This is a genomic window from Ulvibacter sp. 2305UL32-6 (assembly GCF_058148545.1).
This window is the reverse complement of the sequence record NZ_JBYVKA010000002.1, coordinates 580,336-601,837: the sequence shown is the minus strand read 5'-3', so window position 1 is coordinate 601,837 and position 21,502 is coordinate 580,336. Positions and strand designations below refer to the sequence as shown.

Here is a 21,502-nt window from a genome sequence, read left to right as displayed (position 1 = left end):
CACTAGCGAGGAATTTCAATAGATTGTGCGATCATATCAATAACTGTTTCTGGGGTCATGCCTTCCATTTCACGCTCTGGCGATAAAATTATTCGATGACGAAGCACGGGAACCAAAGCGCGTTTTACGTCATCTGGTGTCACAAAATCTCGTCCGTTGATGGCCGCAAAAGCCTTAGACGCGTTCATGATAGCTAAGGACGCTCTGGGTGAGCCTCCTAAATAGAGATGCGGATGATTTCTGGTTTTATCTACGACCTGAGCGATATAGGTGAAAATCTTGTCCTCGATCAATATATTTTGGACTTGCTCTCTGTATTTTTTGAGATCATCTGTGCTCATAACGCTTTCAATAAGATCTTTTGGATCTTGGTGTTTCCGAACATGGTGTGTTTTTAAGATGGTTACTTCATCTTCTACTTTCGGGTATCCTACTTTGATCTTAAACAAAAATCGATCTAATTGGGCTTCAGGTAGAGCATAGGTTCCTTCTTGTTCCACCGGGTTCTGTGTTGCCAATACCATAAATGGATATTCCATAACATAGCGTTTACCATCCATGGTGATCTGACGTTCCTCCATTACTTCAAACAGTGCGGCTTGGGTCTTTGCAGGCGCACGGTTGATCTCATCAATTAGTACAATGTTTGAGAAAATAGGGCCTTTTTTAAATTCAAACTCCGATAATTTCATATTAAGAATAGAGGTACCTAAAACATCACTTGGCATAAGATCAGGGGTAAACTGTATACGACTAAAATTAGTTTTCAAGGTCTGCGCAAACAGTTTAGCCGTAATTGTTTTAGCAATTCCAGGAACGCCTTCTATTAGCACATGTCCCTTTGCTAAAAGACTTACAATAAGTAATTCAATAAAATCTTCTTGCCCTATAATGATCTTGCCAAGTTGCTCTTTTATGGCAGCAACAGCAGTTTTAAGCTCATCCAATGGAATGCGATTGTTAAAATGTAGTTCTTCGTTTTGTGCTTCAGGATTTTCCATCGAGTTTATTTTTAAAAGTGCTAATTTGATCGTATAATTTTAAAAGTTCAGCTTCGCTAGTGCTGTGCTGATTTTGTACTTTTTCCATAAAAGTAAAGAGTTGTTGGGTATCTTCTATGGTATTACCGCTTCTAGCTGCAACAGCTGTAAAAAAGCGTTTGTTGATATGTTCAGAAGGTACGCGTAATTGGGTACGTACATATTCAAAAAATAAGACTATTTGTTTTTTGGCAATTTGGTGATATTCTTTTTTATCAATATACATCCCAGAAATGGTTTGGGTATACTCATAGGTCTTATTAGAGAGGGGAGTTACAATTGGAATGCTGCGTTGTTTTCTTTTTCCTTCAAAAAGAACAAATAACAGCGCACCAAGTAAAACCGTATAATATGCCCACCTTAAGTATTTACTGTTTAAAATAACATGTAGTGGCGATACATTGATGCGTTTACCAGATTTGTAATGCATATCCCAATAAAGAGGGTTCTCGTTATTAATATAAGACAAAACATTTTCTGTGTACGAAGGGTTATTTTTATCTTCTAATAAAAAATAATTGCTAAAAACTTCTGGCTGCGTATGTAAGTAAAATGCCCCTTTGCCAATAGGAGCTTTAAGAAAATTGATCAAGGGTTTTGTTATTTGTAAAGTGTCTTGATATGCTTGTGTGACGCCCAATACTGTTTGTGAGAGCGTGTCAATTTCTTCAAAAAAACGAATCGAAAGATCTCGTTTTATATGGTAGGGCGAATCTGCTTTTAAATGATTGTTGGTCAAATTTAGTAAAGGTTCTGTGCTCATGCGGTCTAATAAGACCTCATTTCGGATAACTAGTTGCAGGGTGTCTTTTAAATGGTGCCCTAAACTATTGGCAGCAATAAAAACAGTATTTCCCTGAGCTACCCAATCTAGTAGTGCATTGCGCTCTATTTCATCAAAATTGATACGATCATTCACAAAAAAATAGGTGCCTTGAAAGGTAGAATCCTTTAATTGTTCAAAGGGAGGTTTTTGCACATCAGTAAAACGACTGCTAAATGATTCTTCTAGCATATCGTGAAGCACATACGTCCCTAAGGGGATTTTGTCTAATTGATTGTAGCTTGGAAACCAATTGACAGGCGGACGCTTTGTTGCTTCTGCGTAGACCATGAGGCCGAGTAGAACAATGAATAACCCGAGCAATATTTTTTGCAGTTTGCTCATTGTTTATTCATGCTTTTTTCTAGATTCATAAATGTATTACGCGCCTTGTGGTAATCTGTTTCTACAACATCAAAGCTGCCATACCAGATATAATCATAGATATTGGTTGCCTTTGAAAATGGAAATCGAATGTTTTCTGAAGTTATTTCTGAAATATAATCGTTGTTTGTTTTGTCGAACTCATAATCAATATGTTCTCCTTCCGAAAGCTTTTTTAAGATCAATAAGTAGTGATACCGTACCGCAAGGCGATAATTCTTGTTTCGTACGGCTTTGTCGATCAATTTCTGAATATTTTTAGTTTTGATGATCTCTTCTTCTTCGGTAAAGAAAACTTCAGGCTGCGGTTTTTTTCCGAAAAGCGTCGCCCCAGGATTTAGTTTGTAAAACAACCAAACAATAAAGATAACGATGGCTGCTGCAATAAGGTAGGGGAGCACCCGCACTATAAATCCCCAAAACGGACCAGGCTCAACACCGTTAAAGACCCATCTCCAAAAACGGTCCCAAAGATTTCCGATCCAGCGCACAAAACGGGTCCATAGATTTTCCTCTTCCTCTATTTCAACATAATTAAAGGCATTGTCTTCTTTATATTCCGAAAGCTTTTTATCATCAAAATCTAACGGCTGTTGAGTGCTGTCACGATCGTATTTTACCTCTTTCTGTGTTTTTTGAATAGCCGTTTCCTGCGGAGTTGTTACATTTCCGAAGCAAAGAAAAAACAGTAAAAAAAGATAATTTGGCATTTATTCTTGAGAATTTCCTAGGCGATCGATCGTTTCTAAGGTTCCTGTAAAGTTTTTACGTTCGTTAAGATTGAAATAGATCAGCGCGCCACAAATTACAAGAATGGTATGTAGAATATGTTGGCATAATGAAGCAAAAGCCGTAAGTGCAATATACACCCAATCAAACATCTCGGCCGGATCTGGTGACGATTGTTCGGCGAATGTGAACATTTTTATAAAAAAGTAGATGTATTGCGGTACATTAAAGATCATTAAAATAAAATAATACAACATAACGACCACAAGAATGGTTGCTAAGGTGATCCAAAATTCATTTTTAATGAGTTCAAAGCTATAGCTGATCGAATCGGTTGCACTTTTATTGTCAAATACGTGGATCGCATAGGCAGAAAATAAGACGGTCCCGAAATAGAAACCAGGCAAAATACACAGTAAAAATCCAACAACAACGATCATTCCAACAAGGAAGTTGAGCCCCGTAAGGCTTAAAAATTTAGCTTTTACTCCAGCCATTACCTCGTTCGGATCAACCATACCGTTATTTTGGACATATGATTTAATATAGTGTAAGACTGTTCCGTAGAGGAGAGAATAGAAGACCATCGTTGCGATAAGTAGCAGTATGACAGAGAGGATGGTATTAAAAGTAAAATCGCCAAACGGATTTGGCCCAGTGCCCAATTGACCAAAGCTACCCAAGGTAGTGCTCATATAAAAAACATAGGCTGCTATAACCGCAAGCAATGCAGGTCCTGCAATTTTTAATACAAGGGTGAAGAGTTGTTTCCACTCTAAACGAATAAATTTAAAAGTATCCGTTAGAATAGAGCCTAGATCTCGTTGTTGTTTAAAGTTGACGAAGTTCCGCTGCAGCATATCTTTTTTTGAGTTTTATGGGGTAGATTACGTAGTAATATATAATTAAAAACAAGGAGCTCACTATAATTAAAATAGCAAGCCAATCTGGCATTTCTGTATGTCTTGTAACAAAACCTTCTAAAAAGCCAGCGATAATAAAGAAAGGGATAGTACTTATTAATATTTTGACTCCGTCTTTGGCACCACGCACAAAAGATTGAAGTCGGGTATATGTTCCTGGGAACAAAATACTGTTACCCAGAACCAGACCGGCACAGCTAGCAATAATGATCACTGAAATTTCGATAGTTCCGTGTATCCAGATCGTTCTAGCCGATTCCCAGAGAAGACCTTTTTCATAAAAAAAGTATTGAAATGAGCCCAGCATAATGGCGTTACGCATGATAATGTAGATGGTGCCCAAAGAAAGTAAGATTCCAAAACTAAAAGCCATTAGTGCAACGCGAATATTATTGACTGTGATTCCTAAGAACATGGGGACTTCCTCCATGTCTTTATAAACTGCCATAGGATCACCGTTTTCAATATTTTGTAAAGTCATATTTACATAACCATCCCCTAAAATAAGGCGAACAAAATCACCATCTGTAGCAGCCGAGAAAGCCCCAATAACGGCAAACAGTGTAAAGGTTAGAAATGCGATAAGCAATTGTTTGTGGTACTGCGAAAAAAATAATGGAAATTCTTGGGTGTAGAATGTTATAAAACGTTTGCGAGATTCGCGCTTGGTCTTATAAATTTTTTGATGTGCCAATACCGAAATCCCGTTTAGGTAGCGATGTGTGTTACTATTGGGATAAAAAGTTTGGGCGTAACTAAGGTGGTCGGTAATTTCAATATAGAGCGCGCTTAGTTCATCGGGATTTATTTGAATATTATTCCGAAGAACACTTTCAAATTTTAACCATTTATCCTTATTTTGCTTCGCAAAAGCAGCTTCACGCATGGGTAGCAGTGTTTTTTACCAAAGAAACAGATTTAATGGATAATTTTCAAATAGAAACCGCCCAAAATGTCAACATATTTCAAAATGTAGCGGGCATTGGCGACCGCATTGTTGCCTATATCATTGATAGTTTACTTATTGCTGCCTATATCTTTATTTTATATATAATTATTATAGGTTTTATTATTTCTGAAATGAACCTCGGAGATAGTGCTTTGTTCCTTTTGTTTATGGTCGCAGTGCTTCCCATTTTGGTATATCATCTCGTTTTTGAAATGTTCTGGAACGGACAAAGCCCTGGCAAACGTGTTATGAAAATACGCGTTGTAAAACTCGACGGTTCAAAACCTGCATTTTCAAATTATTTGTTGCGCTGGTTATTGCGTGTTATCGATATTAGTTTGGCAAGTGGGGCCGTAGCTCTGGTCACGATCTTGATCAACGGGCGCGGACAACGTTTGGGCGATCTGGCGGCTTCAACTACAGTTATTTCAGAAAAGACGCCTATTCATCATTCGCAAATGCTTGTTATGGATCTTCCTGAAGATTACCAGCCTAAATATCCACAGGTGACTGTTTTTTCAGATTCTGAAATGCAAACGATCAAAGATGTTTTTACCAAAGCGAAATATGGAGGAAACCACAACGTTGTTCTAAAATTGGCGGTTAAAGTATCAAATGTTATGGATATTACTTTTGAAGAAACTCCCATATCATTTATTGATAAGGTTATTAAAGATTATAACTATTACACCCAGAACATGTGAGCGTATTTTTAATTATTGATATTTTAGGAACCATAGCTTTTTCGGTATCAGGCGCACTTACGGCTATGAAAAAGAGGATGGATCTCTTCGGAATTTTTATCATCGCCTTTGTTACTTCGGTTGGAGGTGGAACCCTTCGAGATCTATTATTGGATGCAAATATTACTTGGATGCGGGATCTAACATTTGTGTATGTGATCGCTATTACAACGATTTTGGCGATTATCTTCCGCAAAAAACTCAATTACGTTCGAAAATCATTATTTCTTTTTGACACTATCGGAATTGCATTGTATACGATGGTAGGGATAGAAAAAGGTATAGCTGCGGGGCTGCCGGCCTTGATTTGCATTGCTTTAGGTACTATGACTGCATGTTTTGGTGGGGTAATTAGAGATATCTTATGTAATGAGATTCCTGTGATCTTCAGAAAGAATATTTACGCAACCGCCTGCATCTTGGGAGGGATTTTTTACTTTCTCTTGCTGAAAACAAGCTTGACTGAAAATTGGATCGTGATCATTTCTGGATCTATTGTGATCACTGTACGTTTATTAGCAGTGACATTTAATTGGTCATTACCTTCTATTTATACTGTAAAAGAGGTTTCCGAAGAATAAAAAAAGCAAGCTGTATATTTTACTACACAACTTGCTCATTCACCAAATAAAAATGTTAAGACTATTATTCTTTGATAATGGTCTTCATAACAATGTCACCATCTTTAAACGCCACTTTTAAGAAGTAAACACCCGTCGCAAATCTACTAATGTCTATTTCTGTTTGATTGGCGTCTTGCATAAGGTCGGTATAGCGTATACTACCTACCTGATTGGTGATTTCCCAATCGAGCATTTCGTGCTTACTTTTTAAACTAAAACTCCCTGACGTAGGATTTGGATACAGATCTAAAACCTTTGATGGGTTCATTGGACTTTTTAAGCCCGAGACTGTATTGTTCATCGATTTGATGTCACCATCGTCGCCTATAGGTTTTGGTTGTGTACAACCTTCGATGTAGAGTCGTGTCTCGGAGCCAGCGTTTGATCTAAAGCCGGGTTTTAAATATATAGTAGACCCAGCATCGTACTCCGCGGTACCACCATTAAATATGGTGTTTGTTGCGATTATAGTATTACCCGCTTCCTGGATGTCTGTTTGTCCGGAAAGAACATTTGCCGTAATGATGAGGTCGGCTACACAGGTTGGCCCTTCTGGAATTAACTGCGGAAAAACATAACCATTCTTCATACCCAAAGGCACGGATATGTACGATACTGGATTGGAAGTGGTGTTCCAAACATTTGGATTATTAATAACCCCCCAATCGTAAGAATGGTAGGTGAATGGAGGTTGATAATCTGAATAGCCAAAATTCACCTCTTGATCATAAAAAGGGGCTTCTTCTGTTTGCTGATTAAAAATAAGATAAATCTTACCATTTGCCGCCCGTTGTATGTTAGCACCATACGCAGCACCAGGATAAATGAATTCATTGATATACCCACCGTTTGGATCAGCTCCAAATAGTTGATTTGTACCAATATTATACATACAAAGTCCGCTAGCAATAATGGTTTGTCCTACTGTGCCAGATTGTAGGGCGCTTACAAAATAAATAATATTACTATCCTCAGAAAATTCAGTACTGCTCAGATGCACAGATTGGTCTTCATAATATGTGAAAGGAGGGGCACTGGCTGTGATATCAATTGGATTCGAAATGAGGCCTGTTGCATTATTAAAATCATACAGCATATAACCATAAAGCAACTTCTCTGAATTTGGAGATACTTTTATGGCATTTTTAGCATAGAAATTAGAAGATGTGGCAACTGTGCTCACAATTGGTGAACTACTTATACCACTACTGTCAACTTTATAGGCGTTAAAACTTCCTGCATTCGTGACAATTATCCAATAAGATGTACCGTCACTTGCTAAAACAGGGGTAAGACCTTTACTCGCTTCAGTTTGAATAATATTGTTTTTACTAGTGACTGTACCTAATCCCGATGACATATCGACTATCGCGTAGCGCACTCCAAAATTGTAATTAATATTACCAGCATAAGAACAATCCTCAAATCGAGTGGATACTGTAGTAAACACGTAATATTGATTGGGGCTATTAGGTTTTGGTAAAATCACAACTCCTTGACTTGTCATATTTCCCCCACATATCGCTGCGGAATCATAAAACGCAGCATTAGGACCAACCAACTCATTTCCATTACTCATTAAATTTCCGTTTCTATCTGACACGGCAAGTCCGTTAGAATAAAAGAGTAATTGTCCTGTTGTTTTATCACTAATAGAGGCGGTCGCATACTTATTGTAATATCCAAATTGGCTTGATGTAAAATTGGGACCATTAAAATCCCATTGGTTTTGGCCAAAATTCCATTTGTCATTCTCCTGTTGTGCAAACACACCCATTCCAAATAACAGCAGCGCAATAGAGAGCAGTTTTATTTTAAATTTATATAGTTTCATAATGTCCGTATTAAGATTAGTGACTTGACTGACTTAATGCGGTGACTTGCTTTTTCAGTTCCATAATTTGCTGTTGTTGCTCAATGGTGTATAATGTCAATTCTTCAACTTTCTGCAATAAAAGACTTGTCATCTCACTAACTTGCATACCATTTTTTTGAATTTCTTTGGCGGAAGGCACCTCTGGTAAGTGGTGATTAGCTTTCGTAAAGGCAGCAACCTCTTCTAGAGTTGGCATGGTATAGTCTGCTTTAAGAGTAGATTCACCTTTATAATACTTTTCGAAAACGAAATCTGGCGGTACGGTCAAACTAACTACAACCTCTTCGGCAACTAATGTTCCTTGAACAATGGCATCTCCATCTTTTACGACTAATTTATACCCTTTGTCATGCAAGTAGCTTCCATAATCGCCTATTACTAATCGGGAGTCAGACTGCGGCAAGTGAACAAAAGAACCATATTCTGGATTTCGAGCTGCTTTAAAAATCTCAAGACCATTATCGTCTTTCATTCCAAACCAATAGTCTGTATTGTTTGAACTAAAAGCTAATCGTTGAATTCCTGTAGAATTTAAAACATTAAAGCCCGCATAACTTCCGCTAGAATTAAAACTAAAAACCCGCTGTCCGAGACCAGTGACTGGTCCCATTTGTAAAAAATTACCATTGGCGGTAGGAGCAATAACCAATGTCTTCACTTTAGCAGAGCCATTCACATCAAGCATTTCCCAAGGAGTGGTTGTCCCGATCCCAAGTTTACCCTGCTTTAGGATCATGGAAGTGCTCCAAGAGTTATGAGCTTTAGATTGGAAGTGTAAGCCTTCATCCGACTTAGAAATAAGTTGAATAGCCTTGATGTTCAAACCATTATTCATATTAAAACGTAGGGCTTTTTCGTAGCCAAGATTGCTTTCCAAGAGATCAAATTGCCCAAACATGAGGCTGGTGCAAAGTAAGGAGACAAATACTAGTAATAGCTTTTTCATAATACGTGAGTTTTAGTGTTGTTGAAAAAATGTGAAGAGCGACTTTCGCTATACTTTACTAAAGATGAGTGTATTATAATAGCTGTGCAATAGGGAATGCACAAGCGTAGCCAACTATTTCAAATGCGTTGAGTAAACATTTAAAATTGTCTCGAAATTGAATTACAGAAAGTCGTGTTGGTTTTTCTTCGGAAGAAAGACTGATTTTATTACTCTAGAACCTCAGCTGTAATAAATACATTCACTTGCGGCCAATCACTATCTGGGTCGGTTGGCAAGTTTGCTATTTTCTCGACGACATCCATTCCTTTGGTTACTCTTCCGAAGATGGTGTAATTACCATTGAGATGGCTGGTACTCGTCTGTGGACCTAAGAAGATAAAAAATTCGAATGGAAAAGTTTTTTTGTCGGGATTCTTACGATATTCTTTAGCGCCAGAAACACTTCCGTAGGTATGCTTTCTATTATTAATTTCGGACGGAAGCAGGTAGCCAGCACTAATTTCAGCCCGTTTTTCATGTACTTCTCTTGTATCGGCATTTCCACCCTGAATGATAAAATTTGGAACCACGCGATGAAAAAAACTATCATCGAATACCTTTTGTTTGATTAAATAAATAAAATTAGCTCTATGAATAGGGGTGTCTGTATAGAGTTCAATATCAATATCGCCGTGTTGTGTTTTAATACGCACCTGAGTTTCATTATTTTCTTTACCGTATTTAGTGAGAAAATCAACAGCATTTTCGGTTGTTAACTTCGGAAATAGATCTTTTCTCAAACTATCTATTGTCTTTGTTTTTTCTTCGGAAAGATCAACCTTATCAAAATCTTCCACAACTGGATCTGATGAAAGATTATCTCGCTTTTTAGTATCTTCACAACTTGTGCAAAGCGTAAAACAGGTAAACACAAGCGCCAAACCTAATTTGTAATATGACATTTTCAGAATTTAAAACTGCAATTGTAAAAGTAGGAAAAATGCAACTTCCTGGCGAGGCTGCGCACATGAAAATGGCACCTATTGAACGTTTAGAAGATCTCAAGGCAAAAGCGTATAAAGACAATTCAGCGCGAAGGGCAGGAGTTTTGGTACTTTTTTATCCGAATGAAAACTTAGAAACCCACCTTATATTAATACTTCGAAAAACATACAAAGGCGTTCATTCTGCTCAAGTTGGTTTTCCTGGCGGAAAACCAGAACCAGAAGACACTTCTATGCAAGATACCGCCTTGCGAGAAACTGAAGAAGAGGTAGGTGTTCCCAGGCAAGCCATTCAAGTTTTACGCGAACTCACGGAGATCTATATTCCACCAAGTAAATTTTTTGTGCAACCATTTCTGGGATATACAGATAAAATGCCTGAATTCATTCCGCAGGAGGAAGAAGTAGAAGCGTTAATTGAAGTGCCGCTAGCGCATTTAATGGATGAAGCTGTTATTATTACAAAAACCTTGACCACAAGTTATGCCATTGACATCAAAGTACCTGCCTATGAACTTAACGGACATGTTGTCTGGGGCGCTACAGCAATGATGCTGAGCGAGGTACGAGAAATCCTTAAAACGCTGCTGTAACATTCTATTTTTGTATCTTTGAAGTTCTGTTTATTCTTAAAAAAAAATTACAGACAAACCAATTAAATCAATGTATGGGGCTTTTTAAGAAAAATCCTTTTGGGCATATTCTTTTTTTAAAACTTTGGCTTATCCGAATTTTAGGGGCGCTTACACATCGGCGTTTTAAAGGATTTAACAAGCTGGAAATTGAGGGTAGTGAGATTCTTCGGGAACTGCCTGATACAAATGTGTTATTTGTTTCAAACCATCAAACTTATTTTGCTGATGTGGTGTCCATGTTTCATGTCTTTAACGCGAGCCTTAGTGGGCGAGATGATAATATTAAGAATATCGGTTATTTGTGGAAGCCTAAGCTGAATCTGTATTTTGTAGCAGCTAAGGAAACCATGCAATCGGGGTTATTGCCAAAAATTTTGGCCTACGCGGGTTCTATAAGTATTGAACGTACGTGGCGTGCCGAAGGAAAAGATGTTAACCGACAGGTAAAGATGAGTGATGTAAGTAATATTACAAAAGCATTGAATGATGGTTGGGTGATCACTTTTCCGCAGGGGACTACCAAACCTTGGAGGCCTATTCGACGTGGAACAGCACATTTGATCAAAAAGAATAAACCGATCGTAGTACCTATTGTTATCGACGGATTTAGACGATCTTTCGATAAAAAAGGGATACGAATTAAAAAGCGAGGTATTCTCCAATCTATGGAGATCAAGCCACCTCTTGATATTGATTACGAAAATGATGATGTAAAGACCATCGTTGAAAAACTAGAGTATGCTATTGAGCAACACCCTTCTTTTTTAAAGGTAATTCCTTCCGAAGAACTAAAAAGTGAAGAAGAACTCAATAAAGAGCGCGAATGGAGATACTAAATGAATTAAGGATTAACTAGAATGTTGATCTGATATTTTTTATTTGTCACCTAAATTCATACCACTAGCATTATACTTCCATTCGTTTTAATTCTTTGTAATTACGCTTTAGTCTTCCCAATAGAATTCCGTAGATAAGCCAGTAAAAGAGCATGAGGATGCCAATAAAGAGAACGCTAACAATAATATAGCCTATCAAGAAACGGTTGTCAAAGTTTTCAGGCGAAATACCCCGACTTGCAAAGTCCATTACGCTATACAAACGGCCGCTATTCATATAGAAATACGTGACGATCACAATACTCGATACAGCATACATCGCTAGGTTATAGAAAACAAAATAGCGAACTGTTTTACGTGTCTTTAAGATATTCTTCATCAACATCTTTGTGTTGTCGGTTACCTGAATAGACCTATAATTGCGGTAAAAATACCAGATAAATACAGCGATGATCGCAAAATGAATAACATTGGTGATCACAGAGGCAGTTTTTAGCCCCATGTCATTCATAACTTTCATTTGAGATTCTGGTGTGAGCAAAACCAGCCCGATCCAAAAACAAAGCTCGAGTACACCAATAATAAAGATCCACTTTACAATGGATGACGATTTTTTAAGAATCAACTTATAAATATCGTTATAAGACAATGTTGGGAGATCTTGCTCTCTTGCTTGCCATTTTTGTTTTAATAATTCTAATTCATCCATCGGGCTTACGGATTAAGTACTTTACGTAATTTTTCTTTTATACGATTCATTTTCACTCTCGCATTAACCTCACTAATACCTAAAGTTTGTGAGATCTCTTTATAATTTTTATCTTCTAAATACAGAAAAACCAATGCTTTGTCAATGTCATTTAGGTTTTTCACCGCACTATACATCAATTTTAATTGTTCTTCAACGGTATCGTCATAAGCTTCCGAAGAAATCTTAAAACTGACCCCCTCAAAATCCTGTGTCTTTACAGAGCGTTTTGATTTACGATACAACGTAATTGCTGTATTTAGCGCAACTCTATACATCCACGTACTAAACTTAGAATCTCCCCGAAATTTGGGAAATGCTCGCCATAGTTGGATGGTGATCTCTTGAAACAGATCATTGTGCGCATCGCTGTTGTTCGTGTATAAGCGACAAATTTTATGCACAATGTTCTGGTTCTCCTCAAGCTGAGTCACAAAACGATGTTCAAGTTCTTTGTTCAATGGTTGGTTATTGGTTATACCATTAGTATACAGAAGTAATTCTTTGTTACAAAAATGCTAAAAATAAGCGAATTTTACACCTAAAAACAAAGCATATAGTACCTTTGTAGCATAGCTTTTTATATATGAATATTCCAGAATCGAGTTTGCCGAGAATAGTAGTAGTAGGTGGTGGATTTGGGGGTATTTCATTTATAAAGGAATTACGTAAAAGCGCTGTGCAGATCGTTCTTTTCGACAAACATAACTACCATACGTTCCAACCTTTGTTATATCAAGTTTCTACAGCGGGCTTGGAACCCGATTCTATCGCTTATCCTCTTCGGAAGGTATTCAGAAAAAATAACAACTTTCATTTTCGATTGGCAGATGTAGAGCATGTTGATTCTGTAAAAAAGATCTTAAAAACGTCTATTGGGGAGCTTCATTACGATTATTTAGTGATCGCTACGGGGACGCGTACTAATTTCTTCGGAAATAAGAACATTGAAGCCAATAGCATGCCTATGAAAACTGTGCCACAAGCGCTTAATATTCGTAGTCTAGTCTTGCAAAATATTGAAGCCGCGGCGGTTTCCGAAGATATTTTAGAACAAAAAAAGCTGCTCAACTTTGTCATTGCAGGGGCGGGTCCCACGGGCGTAGAACTAGCTGGTGCCCTTGCTGAATTCAGAAAAGGAATTTTAGAGCACGATTATCGTGAGCTTACAGAAGCACAAATGGAAGTACACCTGTTGGAAGGAGGAGATCGTGTTTTACCGCCCATGAGTGAAACTGCTTCTCAAAAAGCTCAGACTTTTCTTGAAGGTTTAGGTGTGCAGGTGCATTTAAATACATATGTATCTGATTACGATGGGGAACTGGTAAAAACAAAAGATGGCTTGAGTTTTAAAACATCCACTTTTATTTGGGCGGCGGGTGTTACTGGTGCGCCAATTGCGGGTATTGGTGGCGATTCGTTAATGGAAAGATCCAATAGATATCGTGTAGATCCTTTTAGCAAGGTTTTAGGGCAAGAGGCCATTTATGCCCTTGGTGACATTGCGCTGATGGAATTAGATGATTATCCCAGAGGGCATCCGCAGGTTGCACAACCTGCAATTCAACAAGGCAGACAGCTTGCAAAAAATTTTAAAAATAAATTGGCTGGAAAACCAATGCAGCCGTTTAAATATTTCGATAAAGGCTCTATGGCTACTGTAGGTAGAAATAAAGCAGTTGTAGATTTTAAAAAACTACATTTTGGCGGTGCCTTTGCTTGGTTCCTATGGATGTTTGTTCATCTCTGGTTTCTTGTAGGGTTTAGAAATCGGGTGGTTACCTTTTTTAATTGGACCTACAATTATATTAATTATGATCGTGCGGCTAGGCTTATTATTAGACCTTTTAAAAGGAAATAACTACTCTACCTTTACCTTAATTGGACCTCCATTTGAAATCCAACCACCACCAATCTCATCAATGTTGACATCCAACTCGTCTGAAGTGTCAATACTTTTAATATTCACTTTAACTTCATCATAGGTGTCAACGCTCTTTAAATTTACATTGAGTTCATCATAGGTATTGATATCTACAATACGAACGTCCATTGTGTCAAATTCATTGATTGGAACTAAACGGTATTGAGTTGAAATCTCGGCATTAGGCTCCGGACTAGCAGCATAAGCCTTTGGAATAAGATCTAATTGTTGCACAACGTTTAGACTTAAACAAATAGCGATAATAGTTAGGATAGTTTTGGTGTAAAGATCTGCTTTCATAAGATGATTTTTTATGGATTCTACAATACTTTTATAAAAGGCGTCAATTTTAAACTGATATCCTTTCTTCGGAATTATCAACAATTTTAATGCCGTTAATTTTAATAAAGCGATGTGAATCGTATAAAAACGGCAATATTCGCTCTTTGAAAAGGTCTGATTGCTAGTTTCGAATGTAGGTGACAAGTCCTATTTCCTCAGATTTACCACGGATCTCGGTTTCGCCCATGGGAACTTTTTTTACTTTCTTCGGAAGTTGATAAGCTACATTTCCAAATACTTCCGAAGCTAAAATATCGACATTGTATTCGTTACATTGCCCAACAATTCTAGCGGCCGTATTGAGAACATCTCCAGAAAAAACGATCTCCCGTTTGATTTGCCCAATTTCGCCCACCATCACATTTCCGAAGTGATACCCAGCCTTAAACTCGGGAAGATGACCATATTTGCTGAGGTAGCGTTTTCTCTTCCGTTTAATTATTGCTTTCATTTCAAAAAAACAACGAATGGCATTTCCTTTTTTAAGACCTTGTTTCATTTTCCATGACACAACTACTTCGTCACCCACGTATTGATATACTTCACCGTAGGTTTGCACAATGGCAGGAGCGATATCGCGGAAGAAATCTTTTAAAAAATTAAAATATTTTTCTTCGCCCAATTCTTCGGCGATTCCGGTAGCATTTTTAATATCTGCAAACATAAAGATTCGTCGCTCGTTCTTAGGTCTAAAATAGCGACCTTTTAAGTAATCGGGAAACACTCCTGGTCCGTATTTATCATTTACCATCAAAACAATGAGGGTTCCAATTACAATAAAGAGCCATACCAGAATTTGTTTTAGAAAAAACCAGGTTCCAGAAAACCGTACCACTTCTTGTATTACTTTTTGGTCATAAAATGGTAATCCAAATTCTTCGCTGTAAAAGTATAGCGCTCCAACCAAACTCACTATCAATGCAGTGCTAAGGTAGAGTAGTACGATATAGGTAAGCGCCTTTAAAAATGGATGCCTTCGTAGCCAACGATCCATTATGTTAACAGTTATAGTTCCGCCTGCAATACCAGCAATAATGGCAACGATCAAATGCGCTGTAAAACTTTGTTTAAAGTCGTATGCCGAGCTCAACACCCCATTTTCCCGAAGTGTAAAATAGTCGTAGAAAAAGAAGAGGGTTGAGATGAGCAGCCACGAAAACAGTATCCAAAAGGCTCTTCGTACATAATACCACCATTGGAGGCTGTTCCATCCTTGAAACTTTGTTTTCATTAGCAATTTTTATATTTATCGTGAAGCCCTTGCCCGGCCAAGATCATTGGTTTGATCTTCTCCATACGGCTATGTTGTGTAGCTTCTCGTTTTGCTTCGTGGATATATTCGTTGTACTCCCTTTGTTTGCCGGGGGTAAGTGCTTTATAGGCCTTTTCTAATGAATGATCCTGCTCCAAGGCTTCTTTTAGAAGTAGGTGTAATGGCATAGAGGCCTTTGCTTTAACCGCTTTAACTTCTTTTCCAGCCAGACAGTTTTCAATCGTTTCCTGAATATAATCACGAATTATTTCTTTTTCGATGACATCGCCTTTGTGAAAGCGCCACTGTCTGAGGGCCTTTGTTTTCCCTTCTTGAGCATTAAGCAGCTTTTTCTTGTCATCTTTTAAAAACACTCCTTGATGAAACCAAAGCCCAAGATGATTTTTAAATGCTCCTAGCCCGAGCAATATCTTACCATTGAATGTATAAGCAGGGGCTCCCCATTTAACTTCTTCTATCAATTCAGTTTCGTTCAATATTTCCCGAAGCATAGTAAGCTCTGTTTTAAAGTGAGCGTGCTTCTCAATATATTGTTGGATCTTTTGTGAAGTGGTCATATCGTGATCTTTTTAATAATAAAAACCATAGCAAATGTAAGGGTAGCACAACCTAATTGGTTAACATTTTTCATAGAATAGCTGCCTGAATACATAAACAAAGGTCTTAGCATGTTATATTTGATTGGTTTTGTCTAAAGATAACAGAAAATGAAACTATTTTTCAAATTACAGTTGAGCATTAAAAATAGACAATTCAGTTTGTTTTTTTCTGAAAAAACACAAAGACATCACATCTTTGTTTCAACTTAAAAATTCATCATCATGATTCTTTTCTTTCAAACCAAAACACTAAAAATCACCTTATTCTTACTTTTGTTTAGTTATGTTCTTATAGCTCAAACCACAATCAACGGAACTGTCACCGAAGCAAACGGCACACCTATATTAGGCGCTAATGTCTACTTAGAGGGAACTTATGACGGTGCTACTTCGTCTGAAGATGGCAGATTTTCTTTTACTACTTCGGAAATAGGAACACAAACCTTAGTGATCTCATTTTTATCTTTTGAAACCTACCGAAAGATAGCAGATGTTGCAGAACTAGCTAATCTTTCTATTGTATTACGTGAAGATGTCAACTCCTTAGATACGGTTGTTATTTCGGCAGGTACTTTTGAAGCAGGCGATAACAGCAAGGTTTCAGTATTAAAACCGCTAGACGTTGTGACAACGGCGAGTGCATTAGGTGATTTTGTTGGTGCTTTGCAAACACTACCAGGAACTAGTACTGTGGCCGAAGATGGACGCTTATTTGTTCGGGGAGGTGATGCCGGTGAAACTCAAATTTTTATCGATGGAATTCGCGTGTTTACGCCTTATACGCCAACAACAAACAATATTCCTACACGTGGAAGATACAGCCCGTTTCTTTTCGATGGAATAACTTTTTCAACCGGAGGGTATAGCGCAGAATATGGAGAAGCATTATCGTCTGTATTACTTTTAAATACGATCGATTCACCAGATCAAGAAAAAACTGAAATAGCCGTAATGAGCGTTGGTGGAGGTATTGGAAATACTCAGAAGTGGGAAAAAAGCTCGTTGAGTGTTAATACTTCTTATATCAATCTAGCGCCTTATATCGCCGTATTTCCAGGACGAAATGATTGGGAAAAGCCTTTTGAGGCCATCGCAGGAGAGAGTGTTTTTAGAAGACAATTCGACAACGGAATATTGAAGGTATATGGTGCTTTCGACACCACTAATTTTGAATTGACGCAAGAAGATATTAATGTACCCGAAGGAGTAGATATTAAACTTAAAAACAATAATTTTTACACCAATGTAAGCTATGACGGTGATCTAAGTGATACATGGAAGATCTTTGGTGGTGGAAGTTATACCATTGCAAAAACGGACATCGGACTTACAGATACTTCAATTGCCGACACCGAAAACTCGGCCCATCTAAAGCTAAAATTCAAAAAACGGTTTAGTAGTCGGGTAAAACTTGCGTTTGGGGTTGAGCAATTTCTTACAGATTTTTCTGAAGACCTTGGAAGTGAATTTTTTACAGGAACCTATGGTTTTAATAATAATATTACCGCAGCCTTTGCTGAGAGCGACCTTATTTTTAGTAGAAAGTTTGCCGTAAAGCTAGGGCTTCGGACATCGTATAGTGAATTGTTTGATGAGCTAACGGTTTCACCACGTGTAAGTGTTGCATACAAAACAGGGAAGAAGAGTCAGTTGTCAGTGGCTTACGGCGACTTTTACCAACAGCCTAACAGTGAAGTGCTAAAGTTTGATCAAGATCTTTCGGCTAGAAAGACACAGCATTACATCATGAACTATCAGTACAGCCATAACAATAGAATTTTTAGAGCAGAAGCGTATCGCAAGGAATACAATAACTTGATCACTTTTGATACCGAAGAAGCTTCGTTTGAAAGCAACTTCGGAAATGAAGGGGATGGTTATGCACAAGGAATCGATCTGTTTTGGCGCGATAATACCAGTATAAAAAATGTAGATTATTGGTTGAGTTATTCGTTTTTAGACAGTCAAAGAAAGTATCGCAATTATCCTTCCGAAGCAACGCCATCGTTCGCCAATACACATAATGTTTCGGTAGTGGCAAAATACTGGATCACCGATTGGAAGAGTCAAGTAGGAATGAGTTATCAATATGCTTCAGGGCGTACCTATACCAATCCAAACCGTTCTGGGTTTCTTCAGGAAAAAACAAACGATTATAATGGATTAAGTCTGAATTGGGCCTATTTAATTAGCCAACAGCAGATCTTGTATTTTTCTGTAAATAATGTGTTGGGCTTTCAGAATATCAATGGCTACCAATATGCGAATGCGCCAGACGCTTCAGGTACTTTTAACCGCAGAGCGCTACGACCAGCAGCCGATCAATTTTTCTTTGTGGGCTTCTTTTGGACCATCAGCGATGATGGAACTGATAACCAGTTGGATAATTTATAGAAGATACATGGAATAGAATGCTTGAAAGAGGAAGAATGGAATGTAACGTAAAAAATTATATTCCATATTCCATTTTCATCCATCATCCATCATCCATCATTCGCCTATCTCGCCCTGTTACAATTCATCCATTTAAATCTACATTTCAGTAAAACACAATTTCAAGAGTTCTGGTTTCGCAGCATCTTTGACCTATCAATAAAAACGTATTAACTCTTAAAAATTTTCAACTATGAATACTGTACTCACTTACTTAACCATTTTGCTTACTGGCGTGATCATGCAAGCACAAAATACTGTTGAAGTTTCCATGAATAATTTTAAAAGTGACAACGGAACCGTCAAAATAGGGTTGTATAATTCGGAAGGAGATTTCCTTGAACAAGGCTACAAATTTGATAGCGCAACGATCTCTGGAAAAAAGGCATCTGTAGTTTTTACCGATATTCCAGATGGCACGTATGCAATTTCATGCTATCATGATGAAAATGACAACAATAAATTTGACATGTATATGGGATTTTTCCCAAAAGAGCCTTATGCTTGTTCCAATGGCGCTACGGGGATGTTTGGACCCCCAAAATGGTCTGACGCGAAATTTGAGGTTAGTAACGGCGAAGTAAAAAACGTTGAGATCAAGTTTTAGATCAGCAAACTTCAATACCAATAAAGTTAACCCACTTATAATTTTTGTTTTACTCTCAAAATGCTACTTTTAGTGAGTGGTATCATTCTAACCATTAAAACCCACCTTATGAAACAGATCATTTTTATTTGTACGCTTCTTTTTTCTACACTTGCAATTGCACAAGGTAATTTTGAAAAAGGTATGAGCAAAGCTTTTGACTTATGGAAAAACAATCAGCCATGGGAAGCAGCCAATCTCTTTGAGCGCATAGCACAGGCTGAACCTGATAATTGGTTGCCTTCTTATTATGCAGCACAGATCAATGTAGTTTATAGTTTTGGTGAAAAAGACGAAGCTAAATTAACCGCACAACTTCAAAAAGCCCGTGACTTTTTAAATGATGCATCAGCTATTTCTAAAGAGAATCCAGAGTTATTGGTTGTAGAAGCGCAATTATACACAGCTTGGATCGCGTTTGATGGTCAGAAATACGGAATGACCTATGCTGGAAAAGTTGCTGAGATCTACCAAAGGGCAGCTGCCATTGCTCCAAACAATCCCAGAGTTGCATTAGGAAAAGCAGAGTGGGATATGGGAAGCGCCAAGTTTTGGGGAAAACCTACAGAACCTTATTGTAAAGACATTGAACACGCAATTGAATTGTTTGCAAGCTTCGAGCCTGAGACGCCATTCCATCCACGTGGCGGACTAGAACGTGCGCAGCAAGTATTAGCGGAGAGCTGTAAAAAAGAATAAGATGAATAGATTGTTGAAAGAATTTTTAAAGGCATTTTTTGTAGGAACCCTAGTGTTTTTAGTACTAGGTGTGGTTCGATACCTTAATGGTTATACCTACAATAGTGTTATAGGAGTTCTTAAAGATTTTGGATACAATCAGCTGTACGCAGTTTCGCTCTATTTGGCGAATGCCGGATTGATCATGTATTTGCTTCGGAAGTACAAGGGTGAATTATTTACAAAGAAAAATCTTTTTAAAGGTTTTGTAGGAGGCGTTAGCATTACACTGGCAACATTATTTATCATTCACTTTGTTATTTCAGTGGGAGTCAATGGTCAGTCGGTTGCCTACTTTTTAGCCAATCAGAAAAGTGAATATTACACTATTTCTTTTGTGATCTCCATGGTGGTAAATAGTATATTTTATTCTGTTTTTTATTATCGTCATACCCAAGAGAATAAAGTAAAAGAGCAGAAACTTATTGCGGGAACGGCATCGGCGAAATTTGACGCGTTAAAAAATCAATTAGATCCGCATTTTCTATTTAATAGTCTGAATGTACTTACCAGCTTAATTGAAGAGAATCCGGAGGCAGCAACACGTTTTACTACAGCATTGTCTAAAGTGTATCGATATGTTTTGGAACAAAAAAATAAGGATCTGGTGACCGTTGCCGAAGAATTGAAATTTGCAAAACTGTATATGTCGCTTATTCAGTTGCGCTTTGAAGATAGTATTGTTTTTACGATTTCAGAAAACATCAGCAATGAAGAAGCAAAGGTAGTTCCGTTGTCGCTTCAGTTGTTACTTGAAAACGCGGTAAAGCACAATATGGTCACACCTACCAAAAAATTGCATATAACCATTTCCGAAGATAATGGGATGCTTCGGGTCACCAATAATTTGCAGCCTAAACAAGTAGTTAGAAAGAGTAGTGGTGTGGGGCTTCAAAATATTACCCAACGTTATAAATTAATTACAAATCGAGCTGTGATGATTCAGCAATCTGATAAAGAATTTAGTATTGCCATCCCCATGCTCACTAAAGAAACAATGACCATGAATACACAAGATCAATATATTTCAGAAAAGCGATACGCAAACGCTAAGGAACATGTAGAAAAGTTAAAGGGCTTTTATGTGCATTTTACTATCTACCTTATTTTTGTGCCTATTTTTATTTACCTAAACTATATTTCAAATGCGAATTTCCCCTGGGCTATCTTCCCTATTGCAGGTTGGGGTTTTGGGGTTGCAGGTCATGCCGCCGACACTTTCAATTGGAATCCTTTCTTCGGAAAAGATTGGGAGCAGCGAAAAATTAGGGAATTGATGGACAAGGAAGACTAGCCTTACAATTCG

General features: G+C 37.7%; 22 protein-coding genes. 9 read left to right on the top strand and 13 right to left on the bottom strand.

The window, feature by feature from the left end:
- Positions 1 to 2: 2 nt before the first annotated feature.
- From ACY2RU_RS08525 to ACY2RU_RS08505, 5 genes are read right to left on the bottom strand one after another with little or no spacing between them, the layout of a single operon-like run.
- Positions 3 to 1,001, bottom strand: a complete 999-nt coding sequence (locus tag ACY2RU_RS08525) for an AAA family ATPase (protein ID WP_490138017.1) — start codon at positions 999 to 1,001, stop codon at positions 3 to 5.
- The gene (locus tag ACY2RU_RS08520) at positions 988 to 2,208 is read right to left on the bottom strand and encodes a DUF4350 domain-containing protein (RefSeq protein ID WP_490138016.1); all 1,221 of its coding nucleotides are present in this window, start codon (positions 2,206 to 2,208) and stop codon (positions 988 to 990) included. The genes ACY2RU_RS08525 and ACY2RU_RS08520 overlap by 14 nt, the downstream gene beginning before the upstream one ends.
- Complete coding sequence (locus ACY2RU_RS08515; RefSeq protein ID WP_490138015.1) at positions 2,205 to 2,957, bottom strand: DUF4129 domain-containing protein; 753 nt, start codon at positions 2,955 to 2,957, stop codon at positions 2,205 to 2,207. Before ACY2RU_RS08515 ends, ACY2RU_RS08520 begins: the two co-directional genes overlap by 4 nt.
- Positions 2,958 to 3,836 (bottom strand): hypothetical protein, encoded by an 879-nt coding sequence (locus ACY2RU_RS08510; protein WP_490138014.1) that lies wholly within the window; start codon positions 3,834 to 3,836, stop codon positions 2,958 to 2,960.
- Positions 3,808 to 4,785, bottom strand: coding sequence for a stage II sporulation protein M (locus tag ACY2RU_RS08505; protein WP_490138013.1), 978 nt, complete (start codon positions 4,783 to 4,785; stop codon positions 3,808 to 3,810). The genes ACY2RU_RS08510 and ACY2RU_RS08505 overlap by 29 nt, the downstream gene beginning before the upstream one ends.
- A gap of 35 nt (positions 4,786 to 4,820) precedes the next feature.
- Here ACY2RU_RS08505 and ACY2RU_RS08500 point away from each other — a divergent pair, with 35 nt between their 5' ends.
- Both ACY2RU_RS08500 and ACY2RU_RS08495 read left to right on the top strand, forming a co-directional pair.
- Positions 4,821 to 5,552, top strand: coding sequence for an RDD family protein (locus tag ACY2RU_RS08500; protein ID WP_490138012.1), 732 nt, complete (start codon positions 4,821 to 4,823; stop codon positions 5,550 to 5,552).
- The gene (locus ACY2RU_RS08495; protein ID WP_490138011.1) at positions 5,549 to 6,172 is read left to right on the top strand and encodes a trimeric intracellular cation channel family protein; all 624 of its coding nucleotides are present in this window, start codon (positions 5,549 to 5,551) and stop codon (positions 6,170 to 6,172) included. The genes ACY2RU_RS08500 and ACY2RU_RS08495 overlap by 4 nt, the downstream gene beginning before the upstream one ends.
- Before the next feature lie 64 nt (positions 6,173 to 6,236).
- On the opposite strand, the gene ACY2RU_RS08490 is transcribed toward ACY2RU_RS08495, so the two are convergent.
- The 3 genes from ACY2RU_RS08490 to ACY2RU_RS08480 all read right to left on the bottom strand — a co-directional run bounded on the left by ACY2RU_RS08490 (position 6,237) and on the right by ACY2RU_RS08480 (position 9,980).
- Positions 6,237 to 8,048: a 3-coathanger stack domain-containing protein gene (locus tag ACY2RU_RS08490; protein ID WP_490138010.1), complete on the bottom strand. Its 1,812-nt coding sequence runs from the start codon at positions 8,046 to 8,048 to the stop codon at positions 6,237 to 6,239.
- A gap of 16 nt (positions 8,049 to 8,064) precedes the next feature.
- A complete protein-coding gene (locus tag ACY2RU_RS08485) occupies positions 8,065 to 9,036 on the bottom strand; it encodes a hypothetical protein (RefSeq protein ID WP_490138009.1) in 972 nt (323 codons plus the stop codon).
- A gap of 209 nt (positions 9,037 to 9,245) precedes the next feature.
- A complete protein-coding gene (locus tag ACY2RU_RS08480; RefSeq protein ID WP_490138008.1) occupies positions 9,246 to 9,980 on the bottom strand; it encodes a peptidylprolyl isomerase in 735 nt (244 codons plus the stop codon).
- Between ACY2RU_RS08480 and ACY2RU_RS08475 the strand changes: the two genes are divergently transcribed.
- Together ACY2RU_RS08475 and ACY2RU_RS08470 are read left to right on the top strand one after the other, a co-directional pair.
- Positions 9,974 to 10,615 carry an NUDIX hydrolase gene (locus ACY2RU_RS08475; RefSeq protein ID WP_490138007.1) on the top strand — a complete coding sequence of 214 codons (642 nt, stop codon included), beginning with the start codon at positions 9,974 to 9,976 and terminating at the stop codon, positions 10,613 to 10,615. The genes ACY2RU_RS08480 and ACY2RU_RS08475 overlap by 7 nt on opposite strands.
- Positions 10,616 to 10,689: 74 nt before the next feature.
- Complete coding sequence (locus tag ACY2RU_RS08470; RefSeq protein ID WP_490138006.1) at positions 10,690 to 11,493, top strand: lysophospholipid acyltransferase family protein; 804 nt, start codon at positions 10,690 to 10,692, stop codon at positions 11,491 to 11,493.
- A 70-nt stretch (positions 11,494 to 11,563) separates the two neighbouring features.
- On the opposite strand, the gene ACY2RU_RS08465 is transcribed toward ACY2RU_RS08470, so the two are convergent.
- Positions 11,564 to 12,202, bottom strand: coding sequence for a DUF8845 family protein (locus tag ACY2RU_RS08465; protein ID WP_490138005.1), 639 nt, complete (start codon positions 12,200 to 12,202; stop codon positions 11,564 to 11,566).
- Positions 12,203 to 12,207: 5 nt separating this feature from the next.
- The gene (locus tag ACY2RU_RS08460) at positions 12,208 to 12,702 is read right to left on the bottom strand and encodes an RNA polymerase sigma factor (RefSeq protein ID WP_490138004.1); all 495 of its coding nucleotides are present in this window, start codon (positions 12,700 to 12,702) and stop codon (positions 12,208 to 12,210) included.
- A 125-nt stretch (positions 12,703 to 12,827) separates the two neighbouring features.
- Here ACY2RU_RS08460 and ACY2RU_RS08455 point away from each other — a divergent pair, with 125 nt between their 5' ends.
- Positions 12,828 to 14,102, top strand: coding sequence for an NAD(P)/FAD-dependent oxidoreductase (locus ACY2RU_RS08455; protein WP_490138003.1), 1,275 nt, complete (start codon positions 12,828 to 12,830; stop codon positions 14,100 to 14,102).
- Here ACY2RU_RS08455 and ACY2RU_RS08450 read toward each other — a convergent pair whose 3' ends face one another.
- From ACY2RU_RS08450 to ACY2RU_RS08440, 3 genes are all read right to left on the bottom strand, one after another.
- Positions 14,103 to 14,465: a hypothetical protein gene (locus ACY2RU_RS08450; RefSeq protein ID WP_490138002.1), complete on the bottom strand. Its 363-nt coding sequence runs from the start codon at positions 14,463 to 14,465 to the stop codon at positions 14,103 to 14,105.
- Positions 14,466 to 14,628: 163 nt separating this feature from the next.
- Complete coding sequence (locus ACY2RU_RS08445) at positions 14,629 to 15,738, bottom strand: adenylate/guanylate cyclase domain-containing protein (protein ID WP_490138001.1); 1,110 nt, start codon at positions 15,736 to 15,738, stop codon at positions 14,629 to 14,631.
- A complete protein-coding gene (locus ACY2RU_RS08440) occupies positions 15,738 to 16,337 on the bottom strand; it encodes a YdeI/OmpD-associated family protein (RefSeq protein ID WP_490138000.1) in 600 nt (199 codons plus the stop codon). The genes ACY2RU_RS08445 and ACY2RU_RS08440 overlap by 1 nt, the downstream gene beginning before the upstream one ends.
- 264 nt (positions 16,338 to 16,601) lie before the next feature.
- Between ACY2RU_RS08440 and ACY2RU_RS08435 the strand changes: the two genes are divergently transcribed.
- The 4 genes from ACY2RU_RS08435 (at position 16,602) to ACY2RU_RS08420 (ending at position 21,490) form a co-directional block, all read left to right on the top strand.
- Positions 16,602 to 18,773, top strand: a complete 2,172-nt coding sequence (locus ACY2RU_RS08435; RefSeq protein ID WP_490137999.1) for a TonB-dependent receptor — start codon at positions 16,602 to 16,604, stop codon at positions 18,771 to 18,773.
- A 232-nt stretch (positions 18,774 to 19,005) separates the two neighbouring features.
- Positions 19,006 to 19,419, top strand: a complete 414-nt coding sequence (locus tag ACY2RU_RS08430) for a DUF2141 domain-containing protein (protein ID WP_490137998.1) — start codon at positions 19,006 to 19,008, stop codon at positions 19,417 to 19,419.
- Between the two features lie 108 nt (positions 19,420 to 19,527).
- Positions 19,528 to 20,157, top strand: a complete 630-nt coding sequence (locus ACY2RU_RS08425) for a hypothetical protein (RefSeq protein ID WP_490137997.1) — start codon at positions 19,528 to 19,530, stop codon at positions 20,155 to 20,157.
- 1 nt (position 20,158) lies between these two features.
- Positions 20,159 to 21,490 carry a 2TM domain-containing protein gene (locus ACY2RU_RS08420; protein WP_490137996.1) on the top strand — a complete coding sequence of 444 codons (1,332 nt, stop codon included), beginning with the start codon at positions 20,159 to 20,161 and terminating at the stop codon, positions 21,488 to 21,490.
- Positions 21,491 to 21,502: the final 12 nt, after the last annotated feature.